The 23,937-nt window shown below is 58.5% G+C and carries 23 protein-coding genes; 7 read left to right on the forward strand and 16 right to left on the reverse strand.

The features are described from left to right. Positions 1-346 precede the first annotated feature (346 nt). Both PHI30_RS08530 and PHI30_RS08535 read right to left on the reverse strand, forming a co-directional pair. Positions 347-925: a dipicolinate synthase subunit B gene (locus tag PHI30_RS08530; protein WP_300026578.1), complete on the reverse strand. Its 579-nt coding sequence runs from the start codon at positions 923-925 to the stop codon at positions 347-349. Further along, positions 922-1,776, reverse strand: a complete 855-nt coding sequence (locus PHI30_RS08535; protein ID WP_300026580.1) for a dipicolinate synthase subunit DpsA — start codon at positions 1,774-1,776, stop codon at positions 922-924. The genes PHI30_RS08530 and PHI30_RS08535 overlap by 4 nt, the downstream gene beginning before the upstream one ends. Positions 1,777-1,883: 107 nt before the next feature. On the opposite strand from PHI30_RS08535, the gene PHI30_RS08540 reads away from it, so the two are divergent. Further along, positions 1,884-2,567: a YjjG family noncanonical pyrimidine nucleotidase gene (locus tag PHI30_RS08540; RefSeq protein ID WP_300026584.1), complete on the forward strand. Its 684-nt coding sequence runs from the start codon at positions 1,884-1,886 to the stop codon at positions 2,565-2,567. Between the two features lie 226 nt (positions 2,568-2,793). On the opposite strand, the gene PHI30_RS08545 is transcribed toward PHI30_RS08540, so the two are convergent. Then, positions 2,794-4,125: an HD domain-containing protein gene (locus tag PHI30_RS08545; protein ID WP_300026586.1), complete on the reverse strand. Its 1,332-nt coding sequence runs from the start codon at positions 4,123-4,125 to the stop codon at positions 2,794-2,796. 127 nt (positions 4,126-4,252) lie between these two features. On the opposite strand from PHI30_RS08545, the gene murC reads away from it, so the two are divergent. Next, positions 4,253-5,635, forward strand: coding sequence for a UDP-N-acetylmuramate--L-alanine ligase (murC, locus tag PHI30_RS08550; RefSeq protein ID WP_300026588.1), 1,383 nt, complete (start codon positions 4,253-4,255; stop codon positions 5,633-5,635). Positions 5,636-5,639: 4 nt separating this feature from the next. Beyond that, a complete protein-coding gene (locus tag PHI30_RS08555) occupies positions 5,640-6,179 on the forward strand; it encodes a prolyl-tRNA synthetase associated domain-containing protein (RefSeq protein ID WP_300026590.1) in 540 nt (179 codons plus the stop codon). 38 nt (positions 6,180-6,217) lie between these two features. Here the strand turns inward: PHI30_RS08555 and PHI30_RS08560 are convergent, their stop codons facing one another. From PHI30_RS08560 to PHI30_RS08575, 4 genes are all read right to left on the reverse strand, one after another. After that, positions 6,218-6,835 carry a DUF4230 domain-containing protein gene (locus PHI30_RS08560; protein ID WP_300026593.1) on the reverse strand — a complete coding sequence of 206 codons (618 nt, stop codon included), beginning with the start codon at positions 6,833-6,835 and terminating at the stop codon, positions 6,218-6,220. Between the two features lie 132 nt (positions 6,836-6,967). Continuing rightward, positions 6,968-8,353 carry an NADPH-dependent glutamate synthase gene (gene gltA, locus PHI30_RS08565; protein ID WP_300026595.1) on the reverse strand — a complete coding sequence of 462 codons (1,386 nt, stop codon included), beginning with the start codon at positions 8,351-8,353 and terminating at the stop codon, positions 6,968-6,970. Between the two features lie 2 nt (positions 8,354-8,355). Continuing rightward, on the reverse strand, positions 8,356-9,198 hold the full coding sequence (locus PHI30_RS08570; protein ID WP_300026597.1) for a sulfide/dihydroorotate dehydrogenase-like FAD/NAD-binding protein: 843 nt from the start codon (positions 9,196-9,198) through the stop codon (positions 8,356-8,358). A gap of 166 nt (positions 9,199-9,364) precedes the next feature. Next, the gene (locus PHI30_RS08575; protein ID WP_300026599.1) at positions 9,365-10,027 is read right to left on the reverse strand and encodes a Crp/Fnr family transcriptional regulator; all 663 of its coding nucleotides are present in this window, start codon (positions 10,025-10,027) and stop codon (positions 9,365-9,367) included. Positions 10,028-10,217: 190 nt separating this feature from the next. On the opposite strand from PHI30_RS08575, the gene PHI30_RS08580 reads away from it, so the two are divergent. After that, on the forward strand, positions 10,218-10,667 hold the full coding sequence (locus PHI30_RS08580; protein WP_300026601.1) for a CBS domain-containing protein: 450 nt from the start codon (positions 10,218-10,220) through the stop codon (positions 10,665-10,667). 80 nt (positions 10,668-10,747) lie between these two features. On the opposite strand, the gene cysK is transcribed toward PHI30_RS08580, so the two are convergent. The 9 genes from cysK to PHI30_RS08625 form a co-directional block, all read right to left on the reverse strand. Beyond that, positions 10,748-11,677, reverse strand: a complete 930-nt coding sequence (gene cysK / locus PHI30_RS08585; protein WP_300026603.1) for a cysteine synthase A — start codon at positions 11,675-11,677, stop codon at positions 10,748-10,750. Between the two features lie 95 nt (positions 11,678-11,772). Next, positions 11,773-12,606 (reverse strand): RsiV family protein, encoded by an 834-nt coding sequence (locus tag PHI30_RS08590; protein ID WP_300026606.1) that lies wholly within the window; start codon positions 12,604-12,606, stop codon positions 11,773-11,775. Continuing rightward, the gene (locus tag PHI30_RS08595; RefSeq protein WP_300026608.1) at positions 12,603-13,094 is read right to left on the reverse strand and encodes an RNA polymerase sigma factor; all 492 of its coding nucleotides are present in this window, start codon (positions 13,092-13,094) and stop codon (positions 12,603-12,605) included. Before PHI30_RS08595 ends, PHI30_RS08590 begins: the two co-directional genes overlap by 4 nt. A 113-nt stretch (positions 13,095-13,207) precedes the next feature. After that, positions 13,208-14,446 (reverse strand): ABC transporter permease, encoded by a 1,239-nt coding sequence (locus PHI30_RS08600; RefSeq protein WP_300026611.1) that lies wholly within the window; start codon positions 14,444-14,446, stop codon positions 13,208-13,210. Next, positions 14,443-15,183: an ABC transporter ATP-binding protein gene (locus PHI30_RS08605; protein ID WP_367186365.1), complete on the reverse strand. Its 741-nt coding sequence runs from the start codon at positions 15,181-15,183 to the stop codon at positions 14,443-14,445. The genes PHI30_RS08600 and PHI30_RS08605 overlap by 4 nt, the downstream gene beginning before the upstream one ends. A 5-nt stretch (positions 15,184-15,188) precedes the next feature. Beyond that, positions 15,189-16,787, reverse strand: a complete 1,599-nt coding sequence (locus PHI30_RS08610) for an efflux RND transporter periplasmic adaptor subunit (protein ID WP_300026613.1) — start codon at positions 16,785-16,787, stop codon at positions 15,189-15,191. A 12-nt stretch (positions 16,788-16,799) separates the two neighbouring features. After that, positions 16,800-17,417: a TetR/AcrR family transcriptional regulator gene (locus PHI30_RS08615; protein WP_300026615.1), complete on the reverse strand. Its 618-nt coding sequence runs from the start codon at positions 17,415-17,417 to the stop codon at positions 16,800-16,802. A 280-nt stretch (positions 17,418-17,697) separates the two neighbouring features. Then, positions 17,698-18,399, reverse strand: a complete 702-nt coding sequence (locus PHI30_RS08620) for a DNA/RNA non-specific endonuclease (protein ID WP_300026618.1) — start codon at positions 18,397-18,399, stop codon at positions 17,698-17,700. Further along, entirely contained in the window at positions 18,383-18,814 is a 432-nt protein-coding gene (locus PHI30_RS08625) for a ribonuclease Z (protein WP_300026620.1), read from the reverse strand. Before PHI30_RS08625 ends, PHI30_RS08620 begins: the two co-directional genes overlap by 17 nt. Before the next feature lie 211 nt (positions 18,815-19,025). On the opposite strand from PHI30_RS08625, the gene pdaA reads away from it, so the two are divergent. The 3 genes from pdaA (at position 19,026) to PHI30_RS08640 (ending at position 23,263) form a co-directional block, all read left to right on the forward strand. Continuing rightward, positions 19,026-19,793 carry a delta-lactam-biosynthetic de-N-acetylase gene (gene pdaA, locus PHI30_RS08630; RefSeq protein WP_300026628.1) on the forward strand — a complete coding sequence of 256 codons (768 nt, stop codon included), beginning with the start codon at positions 19,026-19,028 and terminating at the stop codon, positions 19,791-19,793. A 185-nt stretch (positions 19,794-19,978) separates the two neighbouring features. Continuing rightward, positions 19,979-21,388 carry a sodium:alanine symporter family protein gene (locus tag PHI30_RS08635; protein ID WP_300026622.1) on the forward strand — a complete coding sequence of 470 codons (1,410 nt, stop codon included), beginning with the start codon at positions 19,979-19,981 and terminating at the stop codon, positions 21,386-21,388. Positions 21,389-21,622: 234 nt separating this feature from the next. Next, positions 21,623-23,263 (forward strand): diguanylate cyclase, encoded by a 1,641-nt coding sequence (locus PHI30_RS08640; RefSeq protein WP_300026625.1) that lies wholly within the window; start codon positions 21,623-21,625, stop codon positions 23,261-23,263. Positions 23,264-23,937 lie beyond the last annotated feature (674 nt).

Below are 23,937 nucleotides of genomic sequence, written 5' to 3' on the forward strand. Positions count from 1 at the left end.
TGTGCCGCTCAGCAACTTTTTAAGGTTACCACACTTTCGTTCGCTTGTCAACTGTTTTTTTGAATCTTTTCAAAATCAGTTCCGGCCAACCAGTGTTTCTCGCGGACAGCTTAGTTAGAATACCAGAGCGGGTTCAAAAAGTCAACCCTCTTTTTTGCGGTTTGTCGATGTTTTCCAACTCTCTTCCTGTATTTGGAATTATCCGGATTGGACATCCGCGTCACGCTAATTTCTTTTATATTTTCCATTAGCTGTTCTTATTGATTCTTTTTCTCTTTACTGTATTCTTTCGTCATTTTTACTTTTTATGCAAAAAAGGAAGCCAGGCGTTTGCCTGGCCTCCCTTTTATGCCTGGAGCAAAATCGGCTGCAATTGCTCGCCGCGCAGGGCGGCGTCCACCGTTTCCGGCAGTTTTTCCAGATCTGCCATCAGGGAACATGGCTTTGAAATTGCGCTGTCCTGACCGAAGGGGACGAAATAGTAGTTCTTTCGAACCAGCAGTTCTCCGATATTTCGTGCTCCGGCGGACAAACCGTCGTTGCTGGCCATTGCGATGACTACCGGCCGTCCGTTTCTCAGATGCGCCTTTGCCGCCATCGTTACCGCTGTATCCGTAATTCCGGCGGCCAATTTTGCGATGGTATTGCCTGTGGCGGGCGCGATTACCAAAATGTCCAGCAGACCTTTGGGTCCGATGGGCTCCACCGACGGAATGTCGCAGAGGACCTTTCGCCCCGTCAGCGCCTCCATTCGCTCCAGCAGATCTTCGGAGGAACCGAACCGGGTGTCGGTAAAGGCCGATGTCTCTGATGCGATCGGCGTAACGTTTTCATAGATTTTCGTGAGGACTTCCAATGCCTGCAACACTTTTTCATGGGTACAGAAGGACCCGCACACTGCAAATCCGACCCGTTCTTTTCTCACGCAGGGTCACCTCGTTCTTCCAATATGATGTAATACACCGCGTCCCGAATGATTTCTGCCGCAGTGAGGGGAACCAGCCTACCGGGCAGGGCTCGCGCCCAGACCGCCGGCAATTTTTGCTTTTCGGCTGCCGCCATATCGATTCCCTGCGCGGAAGCAAGGTCCACGCAAAGGCAATCCGGCGGCAGCTGCGCGAGCAGAGGCTTCGTCAGGACCGGTGCCGGGATTGTGTTGAACACAGTGCCAAAGGTGTGAAGCTGCCCATCCAGTTTTCCGGTCTCCACGCTCTGATAGCCATACGCGCGGATCCACGCCAAATCTGCCGGGTTTCTGGCGGCTGCCGTTACATGGGCGCCCAAGCCGTGCAGACGGTGGCACAACAGCTTTCCGATCCGCCCGAAGCCCAGCACCAGACAGTCCATCCCCAGCAGTGTGCGCCGGAGCTGTTCCATGGCAACCTGAATGGCCGCCTCCGCCGTGGCGGCAGCATTTGCGACAGTCAAATCCTCCCGTTGGAAATAATCCAGCAGCCGCAATCCGCACTCCGCTGCCTGTTGCTGCTGCTGCGATTTCACCTGTCCTGCCAAAATCAGCTGATCCGGCCGCAAAAGCGGAAAGAAATCCTGCGTTGGGATTGCCTTCTTCTCGCAGCTCAGTATCCCCTCCGCCTTGCAAAGCGGTAACGGCAGGATGACGATATCCGCCGCAGCCGCGCGCTCCAAAGACGCTTCGCTCTCCGCGTCCCAATTCTCCAAACCGTATGCCGCCACGCAATGACCGTCCGCCGCCAGCAGCTTTGCCAGCTCCGACTGGCGCCGGTCGCCTCCGATTACACCAAAGGACCTCTTCATTGAACACTCCCCCTCGCTTCATGGTATGGCGAAGGCCGCCAAGGGGTGATTGTCTTTTTCCCCCCGCCATGATAAAATAAAACATCTCACTGAAAGGACCCGTTTTCATGAAGTATCCCTACCTGCTTTTTGACGCGGACGATACCTTATTTGACTTCCCCAAGGCCTCTGCCCGCGCATTTTCCACCATGTGTCAGACCCACCGCATCCCAAACACCCCGGAGACCCGGCAGTTGTATCACGCCATCAATCTGGAGCTGTGGGCCGCCTTTGACCGGGGAGAGGTGGATAAGGCGTATGTGACACTGGAGCGTTACGTCCGTTTTCTCTCGGCGCTGCATCTTGACCGGGACCCATTCCAGTGCAACCGTGACTATCTCACATCGCTTGGCTCGACGGTCTATCCGCTGCCCTACGCCGAGGAGGTTTGCCAAACGCTTCACGCCCGGGGGCACCGGATGTACCTCATTACCAACGCGGTGGCCTCCGTCCAGCGCAGCCGCCTGGCCGGGAGCGTTTTTGCGGAGCTTTTTCTGGATGCCTTTATTTCCGAGGAAGCCGGGGCCGCCAAGCCCGATCCGGCCTATTACCGCTATGTGCGCGCCCGCGTTCCAGCCATCACGGCGGAAAACACGCTGGTGATCGGCGATTCCCTCTCCACCGACATCCGTGGAGCCAACAATGCGCATCTCCCCTGCTGCTGGTTCAATCCCGATAAGAACCCCCGGCCCGCGGATTTGGAAATCAACTACGAAATCACGGATCTGCGGCAGCTGCTGCAAATCGTCTAAACCGGGCAAGCACAGCTCTCAGGCTGTTTTCCCCGGTTCATCGTAAAAAAGCGGCGTCGGGAAAATCCCGGCGCCGCTTTTCATGGTTCTCTATTATATATAATGTATGTCCGCGAACTCCGCGCACAGCCAAAGGGGGGAAACACCGTCCCTCGGCTTCAGTAACAGCGGCTATTGGATGCGATTTTTGCAAATTGCGGGAAACGGGTATACTCATACCCGCAGTTCATTGCCCCTCCTGCGCCATCAGGCGGGCCAGCTCCAAAAGACACGTCCGCTCATTGGGCGCGTCTCCCTCTACCACGCGATCCAGCAGAGCATTCAGCGTCCTTCCCACCGCCGGACCTTTCAGCCCCAGCTCCAGCAAATCTTTTCCGTGGACGGCGAGCTGTTTCAGGGAAAAGCAGGCGTCCTCCGTCAACAGCTCTTCCAGCGTTTTCTCCGCCAGCTCGATTTCCTTTTGTCTGCCGTGAAACGCCGGAGCCTGCGCCAGATTGTCCGCCCGTTTGATTGCCAGCAGCCGCCTGAGGTCCCTCTCCCCCAGCACTCGAAGCGCCCTGCGGAGGGATTTTTCCCCCTGAAAGATATTGCGGTCATGCCATTCCACCAACCGCACCACCGTCTGGCGAAAGTCGTTGCTGCATTTGAGCCGTCGGAGCATCCCATCCGCCATTTCTCCGCCCACCGCCTGATGTCCCCGGAAATGTCCGTGACCCTCCGCGTCGAGAAGAAAGGTTGGCGGCTTTCCAACGTCGTGCAGCAGCACCGCGCAGCGCAAAACCAAATCCGGCGCCGCCTCCTCCAGCGCGTGGAGCGTGTGCTCCCACACATCATAGCAGTGGTGGCGGTTTCTCTGGTCGAAGCCCACCATGGCAAGGACTTCCGGCCAGAACACCCCCGCCACATCCGGAAATTCCCGCAGCGCCTGCGCCGCCTTCTCCCCGGTCAGCAGCTTCAAAAACTCGGTCTGCACACGCTCGGCGGCAATGCCACGCAAAAGCTCCCGGTTTTTGTGGATGCCGGCTGCGGTAGCATCCTCCACCGCAAAGCCCAGCGTCGCGGAAAACCGGACGCCCCGCAGGATGCGCAGCGCGTCCTCCGCAAACCGTCGGTCCGGCTCTCCCACGCAGCGCAAAAGACCCCGGCGCAGGTCCTCTTTTCCGTGGAAGGGATCGCAAAAGGTCCCCCGCAGGTCCATGGCCATGGCATTCACGGTAAAATCCCGCCGCCCAAGGTCCTCCTCCAGCGAGGGGGTAAAGGTGACGCACACCGGCCGACGATGATCCCGATAAGCGCCGTCCACCCGGTACGTGGTGACCTCCACACGGTTTCCTTTGGTCAGCACCGTCACGGTGCCGTGTTCCAGTCCCGTGGGGACAGCCTGCTTCCCGAAAAGCTCCAGCAGCGCATCGGGCAGCGCGGCGGTAGTCACGTCCCAGTCCAGCGGTGTCCGGCCCAGCAGGGAATCCCGTACGCAGCCGCCCACGCACCAAGCCTCATATCCTGCCGCCTCCAGACGTTCAAGGACGTCCCGAACGAATTCCGGAAGATTCTCCACTGTTTTCACCGCCCTTTCGGTTGCAATTCACATCTCTGTGTACTATAATAAATCGTTAATGTTATGATTATACATCGCTTTTCCCGTTTGTGCAATGTGAAAGCGATTTGAAAGGAAGTCCGTTTCCATGATGAACAATCCCACCCCCATTCGCGACTATCTGGTCCCCGGCAAGCGGGTCCATCTGGTCGGTATCGGCGGCGTTTCCATGTGTCCCCTGGCGGAGGTCCTGTTGGGGATGGGCCTGCGGGTGCAGGGCTCCGACATGACGGAGGGCGACACGGTCAGGCACCTGCGCACCCTCGGCGTCACCATTGCCATCGGACATAACGCCGACAATCTGGGCGACTGCGATTTTGTGGTCCGCACAGCCGCCGTCCATGACGGCAATCCCGAGATTTCCGGCGCTGTGGCCCGGGGCATTCCCGTCTACGAGCGCGCGCAGGCGTGGGGCGCCATCATGCAGCGCTATCCCAACGCGCTGTGCGTCTCCGGCACCCACGGGAAAACCACCACCACCTCCATGTGCACCCACATCTTCATGGCGGCGCAGCAGGACCCCACGGTCATGATCGGCGGAACGCTGCCCCTGCTCCACTCCGGCTACCGGGTGGGACAGGGAGACACCATCATTCTGGAATCCTGCGAATACTGCAACAGCTTCCTCTACTTCTGCCCCACCGTCGCGGTGATTTTAAATGTGGAAGCCGACCATCTGGACTTTTTCAAGGACCTTGGCGACATCAAGCACTCCTTCCGCCAGTTCGCCCAGCTGGTCCCTCCCGCGGGGCACGTTGTGGTGAACGCCGATAACGACGGCGCCATGGACGCCGTGGCGGGGCTTGCCCACCCCGTATTTACCTTCGGTCTGGATCATAGCGCCGACTGCACCGCCGCAAATTTGACGGACACGGACGGCGCTCCCACCTTTGACATCTTGGTGCACGGGCAGCGGTACGCCCACGCCGTTCTCCACGTCTATGGACGTCATAATATCTCAAACGCGCTGGCCGCCGCTGCCGCCGCTTACACGCTGGGCATTCCCGGCGAGGCCGTGGAAGAGGGGCTGGCCGCCTTCACCGGCGCAGGCCGCCGTTTTGAGCGCAAGGGCAGCTTTCATGGCGCCGAGGTCTACGATGACTACGCCCACCACCCGGATGAACTCCACGCCCTGCTGACCACCGCCCGGACCTTGGGCTATCAGCGGCTGGTGGTGGCGTTCCAGCCCCACACCTACACCCGCACTGCCAAGCTCTTCGACCGCTTTGTGGAGGAGCTGAAAATGGCGGACGTGGCGGTTCTTGCGGAAATTTATGCCGCTCGGGAGCAAAACACGCTGGGAATTTCCTCGGCGGACCTGTGCCGCAACATCCCCGGCGCGGTCTACTGCTCCACGCTGGATAAGGTGACCGACCGTCTGCGACAGCTGGCCCAGCCCGGCGACCTGATTTTGACCGTGGGAGCCGGCGATATCTACCGGGCGGGCGAAAAGCTTGTAAAAGAGGTGTGAGCGCATGGAGATCTCTCCCCTCTTTCACAATACCCGGCCCGAAGGAACGCTTCTTGCGCAGGAGGAGTCCGCCTTTGCACTGCTGGAAACGCTGGGCATCGACTATGATCGTGTCTCCAGTGAGAGCGCGGACACCATGGAAAAGTGCGCGGAAGTCAGCAAAGTGCTGGGCGTGCCCATCTGCAAGAACCTCTTCCTCTGCAACCGGCAGAAAACCCAGTTCTACCTCCTCTGCATGGGTCCTGATAAGCCCTTTCACACCAAAGATCTCAGCTGCCAGATCGGCTCAGCCCGCCTGTCCTTTGCGCCCGAGGACGCGCTTTGGGACCTGCTCCACTGCACGCCCGGCTCCGCCACGATTCTGGGACTGATGCACGACCGGGAACATCAGGTGCGGCTTTTGATGGAGCGCGGCGTTTACGAAGCGGAGTATCTCAGCTGTCACCCCTGCATCTGCACCAGCAGTTTAAAACTGCGTACGCAGGATGTTCTGCGCAAATTCCTCCCCTACACCGGCCACGAGGCAACGGTTGTGGAGCTTTAAAAGGAAGCCGTACGCGCCAAAAGCGCGTACGGCTTCCTTTATGAGATCATCAGTTCCGCTTCCTCCCCAAGAGCCGCTTGCAGCAGCATGCGGATGCTCCCCCTGGCCTTTTCCCCGGCCTGCTCCAAAAGGCCCCGGTCCAGCGCTTTTTCCTCCATGACCTTTTTCTGCTCCGCCTGAAAGGCGGTGAAGTCCTCCACCGTAAAGGGATTGAAAATACTGGCCCTCTCGTCGAAGATCTCCACGCTCTCCTCCTCGATCTCATGGGAGAGGATCTGGGCCCGGGGCAGCCGGACCCGGACCTTATTTCCGGAAACCTCCACGGAAACCCGGCTCATATCGATGCCTGCCTTGATGGTACCGTCGTAGGTGAGCAGAAAGCGCTTCGTGGTAAAGGGCAGCGTCATGCCGTAAAAGTCATTGCTGTTTTCAAACTGGGCCATATTCGTATAGCCGTACGTCAGGCTGGCCAGCTCACTGATCTCAGTGAGCTGATTTTCCAGCACCACGGCGCTAAGCGCCGTCTCCCCGCCCGACGACCACCGCCCGCCCAGAAAGCCGGCCACGCCCACGATGAGACACAAAAGCATTCCAAACGTAAGATATTTGACCGTTTTAAAGGGATGGGGCCGCTCTCTTTTTTCTGTCGCGTCCATAGAATACCTCCCGCATGGTGTTTTCATCAGTTTACCACAGACTCCGCATTAAAAAAAGAGGCGGACAACTCTGTAAGACTTTCGGGGCAAAAAAAGAGGCGGACAGAATGTCCGCCTCTTTTCCATGCCAATTTATTTCCGGGAAATCGCCTCGTCGATGGCCTTTGCAGCGGTTTTTCCCGCGCCCATCGCAAGGATCACGGTAGCGGCGCCGGTGACGGCGTCACCGCCCGCATAGACGTTCTCCCGGGATGTCAGGCCGTCCTCGTTGACCACGATACCGCCCTTTTTATTGATCTCCAGACCCTTGGTGGTGGACTTGATGAGGGGGTTGGGGCTGGTGCCCAGCGCCATGATCACGCTGTCCACGTCCAACTCAAACTCGCTGTCGGGGATCTCCACCGGGCGGCGGCGGCCGGAGGCATCCGGCTCGCCCAGCTCCATGCGGATGCAGCGCAGACGGCAAACGTCGTCGTTCTCGTCCGCCAGAATCGCCACAGGGTTATGCAGCGTCTTGAATACGATGCCCTCTTCCTCGGCGTGCTCCACCTCTTCCTTCCGGGCGGGCAGCTCTTCCATGCCGCGGCGGTACACCACGTACACCTCGGCGCCCAGCCGCTTGGCGCAGCGGGCGGCGTCCATCGCCACGTTTCCGCCGCCTACCACAGCCACCTTTTTCGGGTGCTGAATGGGCGTGTCGGAATCCGGGAGATAGGCCTTCATGAGATTGATCCGAGTCAAAAACTCATTGGCGGAGTAGACCCCGCGGTAGTTGATGCCCGGGATATCCATAAACATGGGCAGTCCCGCGCCGGAGCCGACAAACACGGCCTCGAACCCATACTCCTCCATCAGCTCGTCGATGGAAAGAGTCCGGCCCACGACGGTGTCGGTGGCGATGGTGACGCCCAGCGCCTTCAGTCCGTCCACTTCCTTTTGCACGATGGACTTGGGCAGACGGAACTCGGGAATGCCGTATACCAGCACGCCGCCGGCAAGGTGCAGTGCCTCAAATACGGTGACCTCATACCCCTTCCGGGCCAAATCACCGGCGCAGGTCAGTCCGGAGGGGCCGGAGCCAACCACAGCGACCTTGTGCCCGTTGGAGGCGGGCTTTTCCGGTGCGACGGTGGAATGGGCATTGTGCCAGTCGGCAACAAAGCGCTCCAGACGGCCGATTGCCACGCTCTCGCCTTTTTTGCCCCGGACGCAGTACATCTCGCACTGGCTCTCCTGGGGGCAAACCCGTCCGCACACGGCGGGGAGGGCGCTGGTGTGAGAGATGATCTGGTAGGCCTCCTCGAAATTGCCCTTGGCGGTCTCCGCAATAAACTCGGGAATATGTACCATCACAGGGCAGCCGGCCATGCAGGGCTTGTTCTTGCAGTGCAGGCAGCGCTGCGCCTCGTCCAGCGCCTGTTCCTCGGTGTAGCCCAGCGCCACTTCCTCAAAGTTCCGGTTGCGGACGTTGGGGTCCTGTGCCAGCATGGGATTCTTGGTTAAAGACATATTGGCCATGTTTATTCGGCCTCCTTCTTGAACAGGTTGCAGGTTTCCTCGTGCTTGTGCATTTCAAACTCCTGGTACATCTGGTTGCGCTTGACCGCCAGATCCCAGTCCACCTTGTGCCCGTCAAAATCAGGGCCGTCCACGCAGGCAAACTTCATCTCGCCGCCAACGGACAACCGGCACCCGCCGCACATGCCCGTGCCGTCGATCATGATGGGGCTCATGGAAACGGTGGTGGGAATGCCGTAAGGCTCCGTGGTCTTGGAGACGAACTTCATCATGATCATGGGACCGATGGCAAACACCTCGTCATACTGATTGCCCTCTTCGATCAGCTCCTTAAGCGCCTCGGTGACAAGGCCCTTGCGGCCGTAAGAACCGTCGTCCGTGCAGATTTTCAGCACGTCGCTGGAAGAACGGAAATCGTCCTCCAGAATCACCAGATCCCGGCTCTTAAAGCCGATCACGGCATGGACCTCAGCGCCGTCGTCATGGAACTTTTTCAGCACGGGATAGGCAATGGCGCAGCCCACGCCGCCGCCCACCACGCAGACCTTCTTCTTTCCTTCCGTCTCCGTGGCTTTTCCCAGCGGTCCAACGAAATCCTGCAGGCAGTCGCCCGCGTTCAGATGGCTGAGTTTTTCGGTGGTGGCGCCCACAGTTTGTACTATAATGGTAACGGTGCCCTTTTCAGGGTCGTGGTTATTGATCGTAATGGGAATCCGCTCGCCATTTTCATCCACGCGGAGAATGATGAACTGTCCCGGCTGTGCCTTCTTTGCAATCAAAGGGGCCTCGATCTCATAGAGATTCACCGTGGGACGGAGACTCTCTTTTCTCACGATACGATACATATTCTTCCTTCTTTCCAAAATGATGGGATTCTGGAGCAACGGAGGGCGCAATTCGCCCACTCCACACATTGTTTACATTTTAACATACCAGTGGAAGAGCGTCAATGAGTTTTTGCCGTTAATGCGCCAAAATTTTCACAAATTGTTTGGTATATTTGTGAGGGAATTATAGATGCAGTGTAAATTGCCGTCCGTCGGAGTGAACCACGCCGTCCTCCCGCAGCCGTTTGAGTTCCCGCATCATGGCGCTGCGGTCGGTTGCGATGTAGTCCGCCAGCATACTGAGGGAAAAGGGCAGGACAAACGAGTCGCCACCGCGCTTTTCCGCCAGCTGGCGAAAGTAGCACAGCAGCTTGTCCCGAATGGACCGGCGGGAGAGCACATCCACCCGCTCCGAAAGGGACTGGGCCTTGTCCGCCATCAGCTGCAGCATGTTTTGCACCAGCAGACTGTGGTGGTGACAGGCATTTTCACACCGTTTCAGGATATGGGCATAGTCGATAAACAGGACGTCGCAGCCCGTTCGGCACACAACCTCCAGACTGTCTCCGCCGCTGCCGGCAAACGCCAGATTCTTTCCAAACACACTGCCGCTGCCCAATTCCTCCAGCACGGTGGAAACGCCGTCCTCATCGATGCGGATCAAGGACGCCTCTCCCCGCTCCACAATCCCCACGGCGTTTTGCCTTGGTCCGGTAAAATCATAGACCAGCTCCTCCGGCCGGTAAGATTTCTGCACCGCCTGAAAGCAGGTCAACATCCGGCAGTACTCCTCATAGCTGATATCCTTAAACAACGGGCTTTTTTCCAGTTCCTGCTGTGTCAGCATATTGCGCTCCCCTCTCTGTTGCATATATCACAGCAAAATCTTAGCAGGTTTCCCCGGAAATGTAAACCCCTCTTTCGGTCAGATTTTATAAATTGTTCATCAAATGTCCTGTGGGTTCTTGTATAGTAATGATAGCAAGGACCCGTAAAATCACGGCGGCGATGCCGCCTTTAAGAAAAGAGGCTGCGATGTGAATATTGCTTATTTTCTGCTCCCCAAGAATCGTGTTGCCTATCTCTACGATGACTGCACCTTCCGTCAGGGTCTGGAGAAAATGCGGCATCATGGCTATACGGCCATCCCCGTCATCACCCGGGACGGGCAATATGTAGGAACCGTCAGCGAGGGTGATTTCCTCTGGCAGCTTTTAAACGAGGTCCCCGCGGAGCGGCAGGTCTGCTCCATGAAGGATCTGGAGCAGCTGCGGGTCCGGGATATTTTGCAGGACCACCACTATCCCCCGGTCCGCATTACCGTCAGTATGGAAGAATTACTGAACAGCGCCATGCAGCAGAACTTTATTCCCGTCGTGGACGATCTGGGCAATTTCACCGGCATCGTCACCCGGAAAGATATCATCCATTATTTTGCCCAGCAAAAGAGTGCGGAAAAGCCGCTGGCGCTGCGCAAGATTGTATAAAGAGCATACATAGAAAAGGACGCCCTGTCGGGCGTCCTTTTCAAGTCAATCTTCGGCCTGACTTTTTTGGCAGTGCCGGTTTACTTTTGGAACATGGGGGTGGAGAGATAGCGCTCGCCGGTATCCGGCAGGAGGACCACGATCACCTTGCCCCGGTTTTCGGGGCGCATCGCCAGCTGCGCCGCTGCCCAGACGGCGGCGCCTGAGGTAATACCCACCAGAACGCCCTCTCTTTGCGCCAGCTCCCGCCCTGCGGCGTAGGCGTCCTCGTCCGTTACCGGGATGATCTCGTCCACCACGCTCCGGCAGAAGTTTTTCGGCACGAAGTTCGCGCCGATTCCCTGCAAGCCGTGGGGACCGGCGTGACCTGCCGTCAGCAGCGGCGAAGCGGCCGGCTCCACACCGACAACCTGAACGGCGGGATTTTGCCCCTTGAGATACCCACCGGTGCCGCTGATGGTACCCCCCGTGCCGATGCCCGCCACGAAGATGTCCACGCGTCCCTCCGTGTCCGCCCAAATTTCCGGGCCGGTGGTGAGGACATGAGCCTCCGGATTTGCCGGGTTATCAAACTGACCTGCCACGATGCTGCCGGGAATCTCCCGGCGCAGCGCCTCCACCTTTTCCACCGCACCGGCCATACCGGCGGCCCCGGGCGTCAGCACGATCTCCGCACCGTAGGCGGCGATCAGCTTCTGCCGCTCCACGCTCATGGTGTCCGGCATGGTGAGGATCACGTGGTATCCCTTCGCCGCGCCCATGGCCGCAAGGCCGATGCCCGTGTTGCCGGATGTCGGCTCGATGATGGTGCCGCCGGGGGCGAGACGCCCCTGCTCCTCCGCTTTTTCGATCATATGGGCCGCCACCCGGTCCTTGGCGCTCCCTGCGGGGTTCATGCACTCCAGCTTGGCCAGCACCGTGGCGCGCAGCGCGTGGGCGGCTTCATAGTGTGTCAGCTCCAGCAGCGGCGTATGGCCGATCAGGTCCTGAATACTGTGGGCAATCTTCATCAAAAGTCCTCCTTGCTTCAATTGTCCACATCATACACCCATTTTTTTCTCCACGCAACGAAAAGAGACCGGCAAAGCCGGTCTCTTTTCGTTTCTCATTTTACAATTTCAAATTCCACCGTGCCCATGGCGCCGATGGCAACGCTGGCCCGGGGAAACACCACCACCGGGTTTCCGTTTTCGCCGATATAGAACTCGGTGCCTTCATCCACCGTGGAAAAGCCGCCCATGGAAGCGTCAAAATACACGCTGGGGTCCTCCGCCGCGGCCATTTGGGCCCGGATGGAATCGTTGCAGACCGTCGCCCAATCCGCTCCCAGCAGGTCCGCCAGCGTCAGTTCTCTTCCTTCCTTCAGGTCCAGATTGTAGAAAAACTGCTCTTGATAAGCGCTGGCCACCGACACCATGCTGTTCACCACAAAGGAAACGGCAGTGTCCGTTTGGGACTTCACGTCATAATCCACCTTGACCGTGGTGTCCCGCTGGGCCCATTCCGCCTCGGTGCCGCCGGTGGCAAGGAAGGCCGCCTTGGTCTCCGAGACGATTTTCTCGCCCTCGGCCAGCTTCTCGTCCACACGGGATTGAATCTGCGCGTCGATCTCCTGGGCAAAGTCCGTGCCGCTCAGGCCGGGCACTTCCACCTCCACAGTGCGGTCCGCATTGGTATCCGTAAAGCTGCGAACCGTCAAAAGCTGAAAGAATCCGCCCAGCACCGGCACCTCCGCCGCAGCCGCCGCCACCGTGGGACTGAGATTCAGCGCCCCCACCGCCACTGCGAAGCAGGCCGCCGCGCCGGTGAAAAAGCGGCGTCTTTTTTGCATGGCGCGTCTGGCCCGGCCCTGCCGGATACCTCTTTGCACCCGCTCTCCCAGCTCCGCCGGGACAGGGGTCTCCTCATACGTGTCTTTCGCCTCTTTGAATTCGTTCATAGTTCTGTTTCTCCTTCCATTGATACCCGCAATTTTTTCAATCCGCCGTACAGCCTGGTCTTGACCGTGCTCAAATTCCAGCCCGTGACGGCGCTGATCTCCTGTAAGGAAAGGTCCTCGTAAAACCGCAGCTTGATGACGGTCCCCAGCGTCGGACCCAGCGCCTCCACCCGCTGGGCAAGGGTGCCGTCCTGGGGCAGGGGGTCCTCATAACTGCCCACATCCAATTGCTCGTCGGGCGTGGGGATCATCCGTCCGCGCCGGCGCAGGGCGTCCAGACAGGTATGGACCAAAATCCGGTAAAACCAGACCCGCATAGCCTCCGCCGCCCGGAGGGCTTCCTGTTTTTCCAGCGCCTGGCATACCGCCGTCTGCACCGCGTCCAAGGCTTCCTCCCGATTGGCGAGGTAGCTGTACGCCAGGCGGTAAAACGACGCCTGCCCCGCGATGAGAAATGCCGTCAGCTCTTCTTCCCGTATCTTCGTCATGTGTGATCGGGTCCTTTCTGTTTGTTTCTACTGTATAGACGGGCGGCCGCCCGCAAAAGTTTGGAGTCGCGCAAAAAAATTTCCGCAGGCGAAATTCGCCTGCGGAAACCGTCTTACTCGTATCGCAGCGCGTCGATGGGATTCAGCTTGGCCGCCTTGTTGGCGGGCAGATAGCCGAAGAGCACGCCGATCCCCACGCTGACGCCAAAACTCACCGCCACGGCTCCCAGCGTGGGCGTCGCGCTGAATACCGCGCCATTCATCTGGGAGGAGAGGTATCCGCCCACCAGCGTCCCCACCAGCGTCGCCAGAGCGCAGCCGAACAGGATGCCCAGCATCCCGCCGATGGCGGAGGTGGTGCCCGCCTCAATGATGAACTGACGGCGGATGTCCCGGCGCTTGGCCCCCAGCGATTTGCGGATGCCGATCTCCCGGGTCCGCTCCGTGACGGAGACCAGCATGATGTTCATAATGCCGATGCCGCCCACCAGCAGTGAGATGGCGGCGATGGCCACCAGCACCAGCATGGCGGTGCCCATCATGGCGTTGATCATGGTCACCTGCTCGGCCATGGTCATGGTGTAGTAGGCGTCATCGCTTTGAAAGAACTGATACAGCTTGGCGTCCACCAGCTCCTTGGCGGCGGCGGCCGTATCCCGGCTGGTGCTGGTAAAGAGGTACATAGACACATTCCGGCTGCCGGTCAGCTCCAACGCGTTGCCGTAGGGGATGTAGATCTGGTCGTCCCGGCCCCCCTCCTGCATGGGGGAATCGCCGCTTTGCTCAAACACGCCGATGACGGTATAAGGAACGCCGCCGACGTTGATGTTCTTTCCCAGCGCGTCGCCCCGGAAGGCGTCCTGCGCCAGAAAAGCGCCGATCACACACACGTTCTGCCGCCGATCCACATCGATATACTGGATGAAGCGCCCCTGCGCCAGCTTCTCTCCGTCCAGCGTCGCCGCCGTCTCCCGCTTGTACATGACCTCGCTGACGCCGTAAATTCTGCTCTTTTTATAAGAGGTGCTCTCGTGCCGGACCTTGGCAGTGGTGGAAATATAGGGGGAGACTCCGGTGAGAACATCGGGATTTTCCGCCACCAGATCATACATCACACTGGGGTCCAGCGTCATTGTGGTGCCGTCGCCCCGTCCGTAGACATAGCTCTGGATGAGGTTGACGCCCATGCTCTCCACCTGCTGGTCCACCATGCCGGTCAGTCCGTTGCCAAGGGAGAGGATCACGATGACCGCTCCTACGCCGATGATGATGCCCAGCATGGTGAGAAAGGCTCTCATTTTGCTGGTGCGCAGCGCCTTGATGGCGAGCTTGAAGGATTGCGTAAAATTCATGCCTCTGCCTCCGTCTCCCCGGACTCCCCGGGCTGGACCACCGCCTTGGGATCGGCGGCGTCCCCGTCGTAAATGACCCGCCCGTCCTGCAAGCGGATGATTCGACGGGCCTTCACCGCGATGGTGTTATCATGGGTGATGAGCACCACGGTGTCTCCCTCCCGGTTCAGCTTCTGTAAAAAGGACAGCACCTCCCGGCCGGTGCGGGAATCCAGTGCGCCGGTAGGCTCGTCGGCCAGAATGACGGAGGGCGCGCCCGCCAGCGCCCGGGCGATGGATACCCGCTGCTGCTGGCCGCCGGAGAGCTGACTGGGAAGGTTTTTCCGCTTCTCGGCAAGGCCCACCCGGTCCAGTGCCTCCACCGCGCGGGTATGCCGCTCCTCCGCGGAGACGCCCGCATACAGCAGCGGCAGCTCCACGTTTTCCTGCACCGTCAGCTTGGGGATCAGGTTGTACTGCTGGAACACAAAGCCCAGCATCCGGTTGCGGATTTCCGCCTGCCGGTCGTCGTCCATGGTGGATACGTCCACGCCTCCCAGATGATAGGTCCCGGAGGTGGGCACATCCAGACAGCCGATGATATTCATGGCGGTGGATTTTCCGGAGCCGGAGGACCCTACGATGGCCACGAATTCCCCCCGGTCGATGGCAAGGCTCACGCCGTCCAGCGCCCGGACCTCCTCCTCGCCCATGCGGTAAATTTTATAGACGTCTCTCAGTTCAATGAGGTGCTCCACGCTTCTCAGCCCCCCATCCCATCCAGGGCCTGATCGAGGATCAGGATGGTGTCGCCCTCATTGACGCCGGAGGTGATCTCAATATACGCATCGTCGTTGCGGCCCAGCGTCACGGGGCGGCTTTCCAGCTTGGTGGGGTCCGCCACGGCCGAGCCGTCCTCCGTCATGGCGCCCTCTCCCGGCACGAGCACCGTGTTTCCCCGGTCCACCGCGCCCACCGGCACGCAGAGCACGTTCACCGCCGTCTCTCCCAGCACATCGGCGGAGACGTTCATGCCGGGCTTCAGATTCCCGTAATCCTCCACGCGGACGGTGACGGGATAGGTGGTGAAGCCGCCGGTGGTGGTGCCGTTGATGCTGACCTTCTCCACAACGCCGGTAAAAGCCTCTCCCGGCAGGGCGTCGGCGGTGATCTCCACCGTCTGCCCCACCTGGATCTTGCCGATATCCAGCTCGTTGACATTCATCTTCATTTTCAGGCAGCTGAGATCGTACACCACCGCCAGCGTGCCGGAGCTTGCGCCGTCTACCTTGTCACCGGCCTTGAAATTCTTTTCGATCACCGTTCCGGAGATGGGGGACTGGATGTTGTAGTCGTCCAGATTTCCGGCGGCGCTGCCGGCGGAGAGCCGGGCGGAATCCACGCTCAGCTTGGCGTTTTGGAGCTGGGTGCGGTTGGTTTCGGACTCAATGGTGCACAGCGCCTCTCCCTTGGTAACGGTAGCGCCGGAGAGCTTTTGGAAACCGGTCACGGTGCCGCTGCCGCTGGCATACACCGTGGCGGCGCCCGACATGGAGACGGGGGCGGTTCCGTAGCTGGAGTAGCTGCCGATCACGGCGGAGGCCGTGAAGGTATCCGACACAACGCCGGGATTTACCACCTTCACCCGGACGGTACAGCTTTCCTTGCCGTTGCTGGTCACGGAGGTCGCGTTGGAGACGGTGGTCACCGTACCCTGCACCGGGCCGTCAAAATTGCCGAAGAACACCGTGGCGCTCTGCCCCACGTAGAACTGATTCGGGTCGGTATAGGTAAAGACGAAGTCAATGGTAAGGTCCGTGCTGGTGACGATCTTCGCCAGCGCCGCTCCGGCGGAAACATTGTCGCCGTTGTGTACAAAGACCTCGTTGATCGTGCCGGACAGGGGGGCGGTGGGGCGCAGCGCCTCCTCCGCCTGCTCGTAACTCAGCTTGGACTGCTCCACGGAGATCTGCGCCCGCTCCACGGAGCTTTTGGCGTCGCCGCTGTCCAGCGTGTAGAGAAGCGCGCCCTGTTCCACCAGATCTTCCTCTTCAAAGGGGGCGCTCCCGATAGCGCCGGAGATCAGCGTGGTCACCTGATAGGAGTCGGCAGGCTCCAGCGTGGCGGTGCCGGAGACCTTCACCGTGAGGTCCCGGCGGCTCACCTGCTCGGCGCGGTAGGCAGGTCCTGTCTCGCCGCCCTTTTTACCCATCAGTTTTGTTCCCCCGATGACAAGGCCCACCGCGACCGCCGCGATGATGATAAGTTTCACAGCCTTGCGGGACTTTTTGCCGCCGGGCAGTGAAACCTTTTTCTTTTTCTTTTCCGCCGTTTCGGCGTCCTTTTCAACCAGTTCTTCCATCTTACGCGCTCCTTATGTCATTGATTTTGCGGCCATGCCGCGTTTGAGAATTTCCAGAATATTTTGCAGCCGTCCCCGGGCATCCGCCGTATGCGCCGCCTGTAAGCCCGCATAAAAGATGGGCACGGTAACTGTCAGCAAAACGCCCAGCATGTCGCCCAAATCCCGCTCCCGCCGCAGCTCCAGCAGCTCCGGATTGATTAGCTGGCGCAAGCGCTCCAGCACTGCGGCGGAATCCATCATCTCCAATAGGGCGTTTTTCTGCATTCCGCTGTTGCGACTGACAATGGCCGCCATGGCTCCCATGCCGCCAAGGTCCCGCTCCTGTCTCTTTTCTGCGATGTAATCAAACAGATACAAAAACGCGGCAAACACGTCGCCCCGCTCTCGCAGCAGCGCCTCCTCCAGCACCATGGTCAGCTGACCCATATATCCCCCCACCAGATACCGGAACAGGTCCTCTTTATCCTGAAAGTACATGTAAAAGCTGCCCCGGGGTACCGCGGCCTCCTGAATGATCTGATTGATGGACGCCTCGTTATACGGCTTCGCGCTAAACTCCCGCGAGGCCGCGTTCATCAGCCGCTCCTGCTTTTCCGGCGGCAGATTAAAAAATGTAGCGGTTGGCATATGCCCCTCCTCCTATCCATACGAACCGGCGCCGCCTTTTTCTTCAGCTCTTAGAATATTCCTTCCACAAGGTGGAAGGTCAAGCCTTTTTTTCATTGAAAAAAGAAAATACGACAACCTGTCAGGTATCATACCCGACAAGTTGTCATATTGCAAGAGGGTCCGGATGAAATTCACAGTTCCTTCACATTCCACGATGCAAACAAGCGGCGATGGCCCGACAGTTTGCGGTCTTTCGACGAACAGAAGCGGCCCGGCAACTGCCGGGCCGCTCCGCTTGTCACGTTGCAAGATGGCTCTCGCCGGTGGCGTAATCGATGGTCACGCCGGGCTGGACGTTGTACACAAAGACGTTGAAGCAAACGCCCTCGCCGCCGTCCTCCACGGAAAGCGCCTCCATCTGCACGCCCCGGGCCACCAGCTCCGCCCCGTCGTATACCGGCGTCACCCGATAGCGCACGTGGTATCCCGTCTCCTTCACGAAGTCGGCCACCAGATTTTCAAAGGGCAGCATCCCATCCACATTGAGATACCGGGTGCCGGTGATGAGATTGCGCTGGTTGGCATTTTCACCGCTGAGCTGATAGCCGATGAGGTGGCAGCGGTTGTAGAGGTACTTCCCGTCCACAACGTCGTATTTCACCGTTTGCCAGCCGGAAAGGCGCACCTGCCCAATCTCTCCCCGTTTCTCCGTGGGCATCAGGTCCACCCCCACATTGGCGTCCGCCGCGCCGCACCGACCAAGGGCGTCCAGCGGGCTGTACTGCTCAAAGGACTCCTCCGTCAGCTCCTCCGGGGAAAAGTCGGGACGGTTGCCGTCCAGCGCCACGTAGGGCGCGCCGTCGTAGTCCGGAAGCTCCGCCAGCGTGGCGGACTGATCGGCGTGGTACCAGTTGAAAAGGCTGACCACCGCCAGCACCAGCAGCGTGACCGCCGTTCCCCAGCCGGACTTTCCCCGCCGTTTCCTACGTGTTTTCGCCATGGTTTTCTCTCCTTTTATAAATTTCCCGGGTGATCCGCCGGTGAGACGACCCCGGGAAATCCCGCTGCTGCGTCAGCACAAAGTCCGCCTCCACGTCCACATCCAGCCGCACATCCGACGGGTACGCCCGATTCCACCGGTAGAGCACCAGACCCTCCATCCGGTGGAGGAATGGGCGGAGGGGGCGGTTTTCCACAAAGCAGATTTCCTTCTCCCCCGCCTGCTCCAGAAAGTCCGCCGACACCCGAAGGCGTTCCGCATGGTCCGCAAACAGCGGCGCGGAAAACGCGTCCACCCAAAGTCTGCCCTCCCCGCAAAGCGCCAGCAGGTCCGCCTGCTGGGCCCGATCCCGGCTGAGTCTGCGCCCGTTGAACGCCACCCCGTTTTCATTCCCCACGCAAACCGCAACGATCAAAGCTCCTCCTCCGGCGCCCGGTGCGCCATCATTGTTATTTTTTCGAATCCTGATGATAGCATATTTTTCCACTTTTTTCAACCGGCGCATAATCGGCGGCAAAGGGGGCAATCTCCTCTCGACCCTTTGAATTTTTGACTGGGAGGTCCTGTCCATGTCTACGCGCCGCCGTCTTGTCATTTTGCTCCTGCCCTGCCTGTTTCTTGCCGGAATGCTCTACCTGAAGGGGCGCTCTCAAAGTCTCCCCGCCGCCGCGCCCGCCGTCGTTCCCGCCTCCGCCGACAACTGGGGGCTGTCCTTCCCCAAGGAGGGCAACTCTCCCGTGGGAAACGCCACCGTCGCCGGTCTTTCGCAGTATGACGCCTATTATCTGGGCGACACCGGGAAAAAGGTCATCTATCTGACCTTTGACTGCGGCTACGAAAACGGGTACACGGAAAAAATTCTGGACACGCTGAAAAAGCACAATGCCCCCGCCGCCTTCTTCGTGGTGGGGAATATGATCAAAACCGCCCCGGACATCATTCGCCGCATGGCCGCCGAGGGGCACATTGTTGGCAATCACACCTATCATCACCCCGACATGTCCGCCATCAGCGATCAGGCGGCCTTTAAAAAGGAGCTGGACGATCTTTCCGCGCTGTATCAGGAGACCACCGGGCAGCCGCTCCCCATGTTTTACAGGCCGCCCCAGGGAAAGTACAGCACCGAAAACCTCAAGCAGGCCCAGGCCCTTGGCTACAAGACCGTTTTCTGGAGCCTTGCCTACGTGGACTGGTACGTGGATAATCAACCCACGCCGGAGCAGGCCTATGGAAAGCTCCTGCCCCGCATTCACAGCGGCGCCATCGTCCTTCTCCACTCCACCTCCAAAACCAACGCGGACATTCTGGACGAGCTGTTGACCAAGTGGGAGGCCATGGGCTATACCTTCGCGTCCCTGACGGAGCTGCCGGACGCGGTTTCCTCCGCCGTTTGACCGGGAAAACCGGGCTGGGAGCGCCGCGCGGCGCTCCCGGCCCGGTTTGTTTTCCTATCTTTTCCTCTTTTCCGGCGCTTTCCCTTGCCCAGGGGCGGGTTTTATGGTAGGATGAGCAGGCGGTCGGCAAAATTTTCTGCCGGGCGCGAAAATTCAAATCACGCGCTGCTGCGTTTGGAGGCGTCATGATTCAGCTGATCGAAACCATCTACAATCTTCTCTGGGGAGATCTCATCACCCTGCCGCTGCCCGGCGGCAGCTCCGTGGGCCTTTCTCTGATGGTCCTGCTTTTGATCCCGGCGGGGATCTACTTCACCATCCGCACCCGGTTTTTGCCCATCCGGCTCTTTCCCGAGATGCTGCGCATCACCGTGGAAAAGCGCACCCGGGAAAGCGGCGCGCTGTCCTCCGTGCAGGCGCTGATCGTCTCCACCGCCACCCGGGTGGGCATGGGAAATCTGGTGGGTGTCGTGGCGGCTATTTCTCTGGGCGGCGCGGGCGCCGTGTTCTGGATGTGGGTCACCGCGCTCATCGGCGCTTCCACCGCCTTTGTAGAGGCCACGCTGGCCCAGATCTACAAGGAGCGGGACCCCCTCTACGGCGGATACCGGGGCGGCCCCGCCTATTTCATCCATCACTTCTTTGCGGATAAACGGACCAAAAACAAGCAGCGCCGCTCCCTCATGGCGGTTCTCTTCGCCATTTCCGGCCTGATCTGCTGGTGCGGCATCAGTCAGGTCATCGGCAACTCCGTCTCTTCGGCGTTTAAAAATGCCTTCCATATTCCCCCGCTCTACACCACCATCGTTCTGGTGCTTATCGCGGCTGTAATCGTGCTGCGGAAAAACGCCACCGTCAAGGTGCTGGACATTCTGGTGCCCATCATGGCGGGGTGCTATTTCTTCATCACCGTGTTCCTGATTTTGAAAAACATCGGACAGCTGCCCTCCGTGTTCTCCCGTATTTTTGCAGAGGCCTTCGGTCTGCGTCAGGCGGCGGCGGGCGGCTTCGGCGCTGTTTTGATGAACGGCGTCAAGCGGGGTCTCTTTTCCAACGAGGCCGGCTCCGGCTCCGCCCCCTGCGCGGCAGCCGCCGCCCAGACCGACCATCCCGCCAAGGCCGGTCTCATGCAGGCGCTGGGTGTATTTATCGACACCATTGTCATTTGCAGCTGCACCGCCATGATCATGCTGCTGGCTCCCGTCGAGGCGATGGAGGGCCTTGCAGGCATGGATCTTCTGCAAGCCGCCATGAATTACCACCTCGGTTCCTTCGGCGTGGTGTTTATCGCCGCGACACTGTGGCTGTTCAGCTTTTCCACCTTTATCGGCATCCTGTTCTACGCCCGTCCCAACATTGCCTACCTTTTCGGGGATAACTGGCTTTCTCAGACGGCCTATAAAATTCTGGACCTCGTCATGCTCTTTATCGGCGGCATGGCGACCTACACCTTTGTGTGGGACTTGGGCGACGTGGGCATCGGTCTCATGACCGTTTTCAATCTGGCGGCACTCTATCTCATGTCCGGTCAGGCGTTGGCCGCCCTGCGGGATTACGAGGCAACGCGCCTCAAGAAAAAATCAGACCCGTCGTAAATTCCTCTGGCTTTTGAAAGCCCCGCCGCAGCGAACCGAACCCCAAAAAACGGGCAACTGACAAAATACCCCCTGATGTAGGAAAACAAAACTACATCAGGGGGTGTTGCTGTGCCCTTCCAAAAGATCGACCCTATTGTAGCTTTTCCAATTTGGGTATGGTAAAATTTCATTGTGGCAGAAATTTCCGATAGTGATAGACCGGATTGTGGAATCACCTAAAAAGAGGTGCATATGAAAAAAAGTTGTGTAACGCCGTGTGTTGTGTTTGTCTCTTCCATATTTGTTATATATCTGGCCATATTCTGGCTTTCTATATCCAACTGGGATGCAGTCACGCTGCCCGAAGTAGTTGATGGGCAGATGGTGCTGGTTCAAGATGCTGCGCTAATCAGCGGCGGGCAACGCACCAAGATCACTCTGCCTGACTATTTTGATGTGACGGGCGAAACGCGGCTGCAATTCACACTGGATTACGCCTTTTCCGGCCGGACGGTTCCGTCTCTGATTTTGCAGGCCAATCATACGTTTATGACGATCCTGCTCGATGGTGAAGTTCTTTACCGCGTCGAGCCACGGCCCTATTCGCCCGGCAACTATTTCACGCGTATCCCCCTGCCGCAGAAAGTGAGCGGCGGACAGTTGGAAATTCGCGTTACCGTGCCTGCAAACGGACTGACGCACGTTTCAATGCCTGCGTTGACCATTGCCAACGAGGCGGTTTTCCTCAGGCAGCAAGTGCTGCTGGACATCCCGGCTCTTTTACTCAACACGCTGATCCTGTTCAGCGGGCTGATACTCTTAGTCCTCGCGCTGATGGCCCGCAAGAGCATTGACCCCTACCGGATGCTGTTGCGCGGCTTGTTGGCGCTCAACTGCGGACTGTATTTCATGTGTGAAACCTATTGCGTCGTATACCTTGCGCACGAAGCGCGGATCGTTTACCTTGTGGACATGCTGTCCTTTGCCATGCTGGGTCCCTCGCTATTGGCGGTGCTTGGCTGGGAGTTGGAGGATTGGCGCGGAAAGCTGTTAAAGCGCATTGCCGGCGTCGGCATGGCTGCGGCGCTGGCGCAGTTGGCGGTGTCGCTGCTCAGCGGCATTGAATTGCGGCGGCTTTTGCCCGTGACGCATGCAGTGCAGGTCGTGGGAATTTTAGCAATAATCACCTGCATTGCGTATGGCTTTATTTGCAAAAAGAATAATCGGAGCCTTTATATTGGAGGGTTGATCGCGCTGTGCGGCGCAGTCGATCTGACGTTGTTTCTGAGCGAGTTTTGGCAAAACAATGTATTCTTTTTAAAAGTCGGTATTTTAGCCTATTTATTTCATCAAATGTATCAATTTGTCCGCTTACTCATGCAGCACAGCGCGGAAGCGGCGCGGGAAGCCTATTACAAAACGCTGGCTATGCAGGATCCGCTTTCACACTGCTACTCACGCGCGGCGTTTGATCTGGACAGGAGCGCCTGGCGCGGGGAGGCTGTGCGCACAGCGTTTTTTCTGGATCTGAATAATTTGAAAGCCACCAACGATCTCTATGGTCACGGCGCAGGCGACCAACTGATTCATGCGTTTGGCGGCGTGTTGAGCCGCGTGTTCTTCTCTACCGGAAAATGCTACCGCGTGGGCGGCGACGAATTCTGGGTGTTCTGCGATGATCTGGCCCCCGGGCAGGCCGGTAAAATGGTACGCACAGTGCAGCGGGAAGTTGAGGCGTACAATCATGACAGCGATTTGCCCGTCAAGCTGAGTTACGCCATCGGCGTGTGCGATACCGAGGAAACGCAGGGCGATTTAGACCGCGTCATCGAGCTTGCTGACGCGCGCATGTATGAAAACAAGCGCGCCGTAAAGCAGCTTATGCAATTTTAAATGCAGGAATGAACGGACGGCTGTCAAAAGTCCGAATATCTCGAACAAAGCAGGGTAACCCCGCCGGTTATGGCTTGGGTACCCTGCTTTTTGTTTCAACATCCATCGTTGTTCTGATTCACTTTTAAACGTGCTGCCAATACGAAAAAGAGGGCGGGCAGCTTTTAATCTACCCGCCAAAAAAGCGGTGGGTGCGCCCTAGTCTGAGAAAGCGGGGTGCTCAACAGGTTTTTCGGGCAAAAGGCTTTCATCAAACTCACTTTTTCCCCGATACCCGCTGCAAAATACGGGCCTGTTTATCACGTGAGAAAACAGTTCGTTCGCCATACGGTCTTCCCCGCACCATGTTTCAAACGCATCAAATTCTTCTCGGGTGATGTGATGGTACTCGGGAATATCGCAGACCCCCGTCAAAACTTCAAAGGCGTAGATATGATCGCCAAATTTCCCCACCGAACAATAGCACCCATTGATATGCATTATCCATAACTATTGCCTCCATTAAATAACTTCCATCAGCTTACGGTTTAACCGGAGCCATTCCTGTGTGTGAATGCTAATATGTATTTGAGCCACTTTTCATAAAAATGCTAGCGAACATTTGAGCCACCCAATAAGCCTCTATATAATGGGATGAACCAGTTATGTGGAGGTGGTGAAAGGTGGTAACAACA

Origin of the sequence: Oscillibacter sp. (genome assembly GCF_028693505.1) — a bacterium.
Taxonomy (GTDB): domain Bacteria; phylum Bacillota; class Clostridia; order Oscillospirales; family Oscillospiraceae; genus Oscillibacter.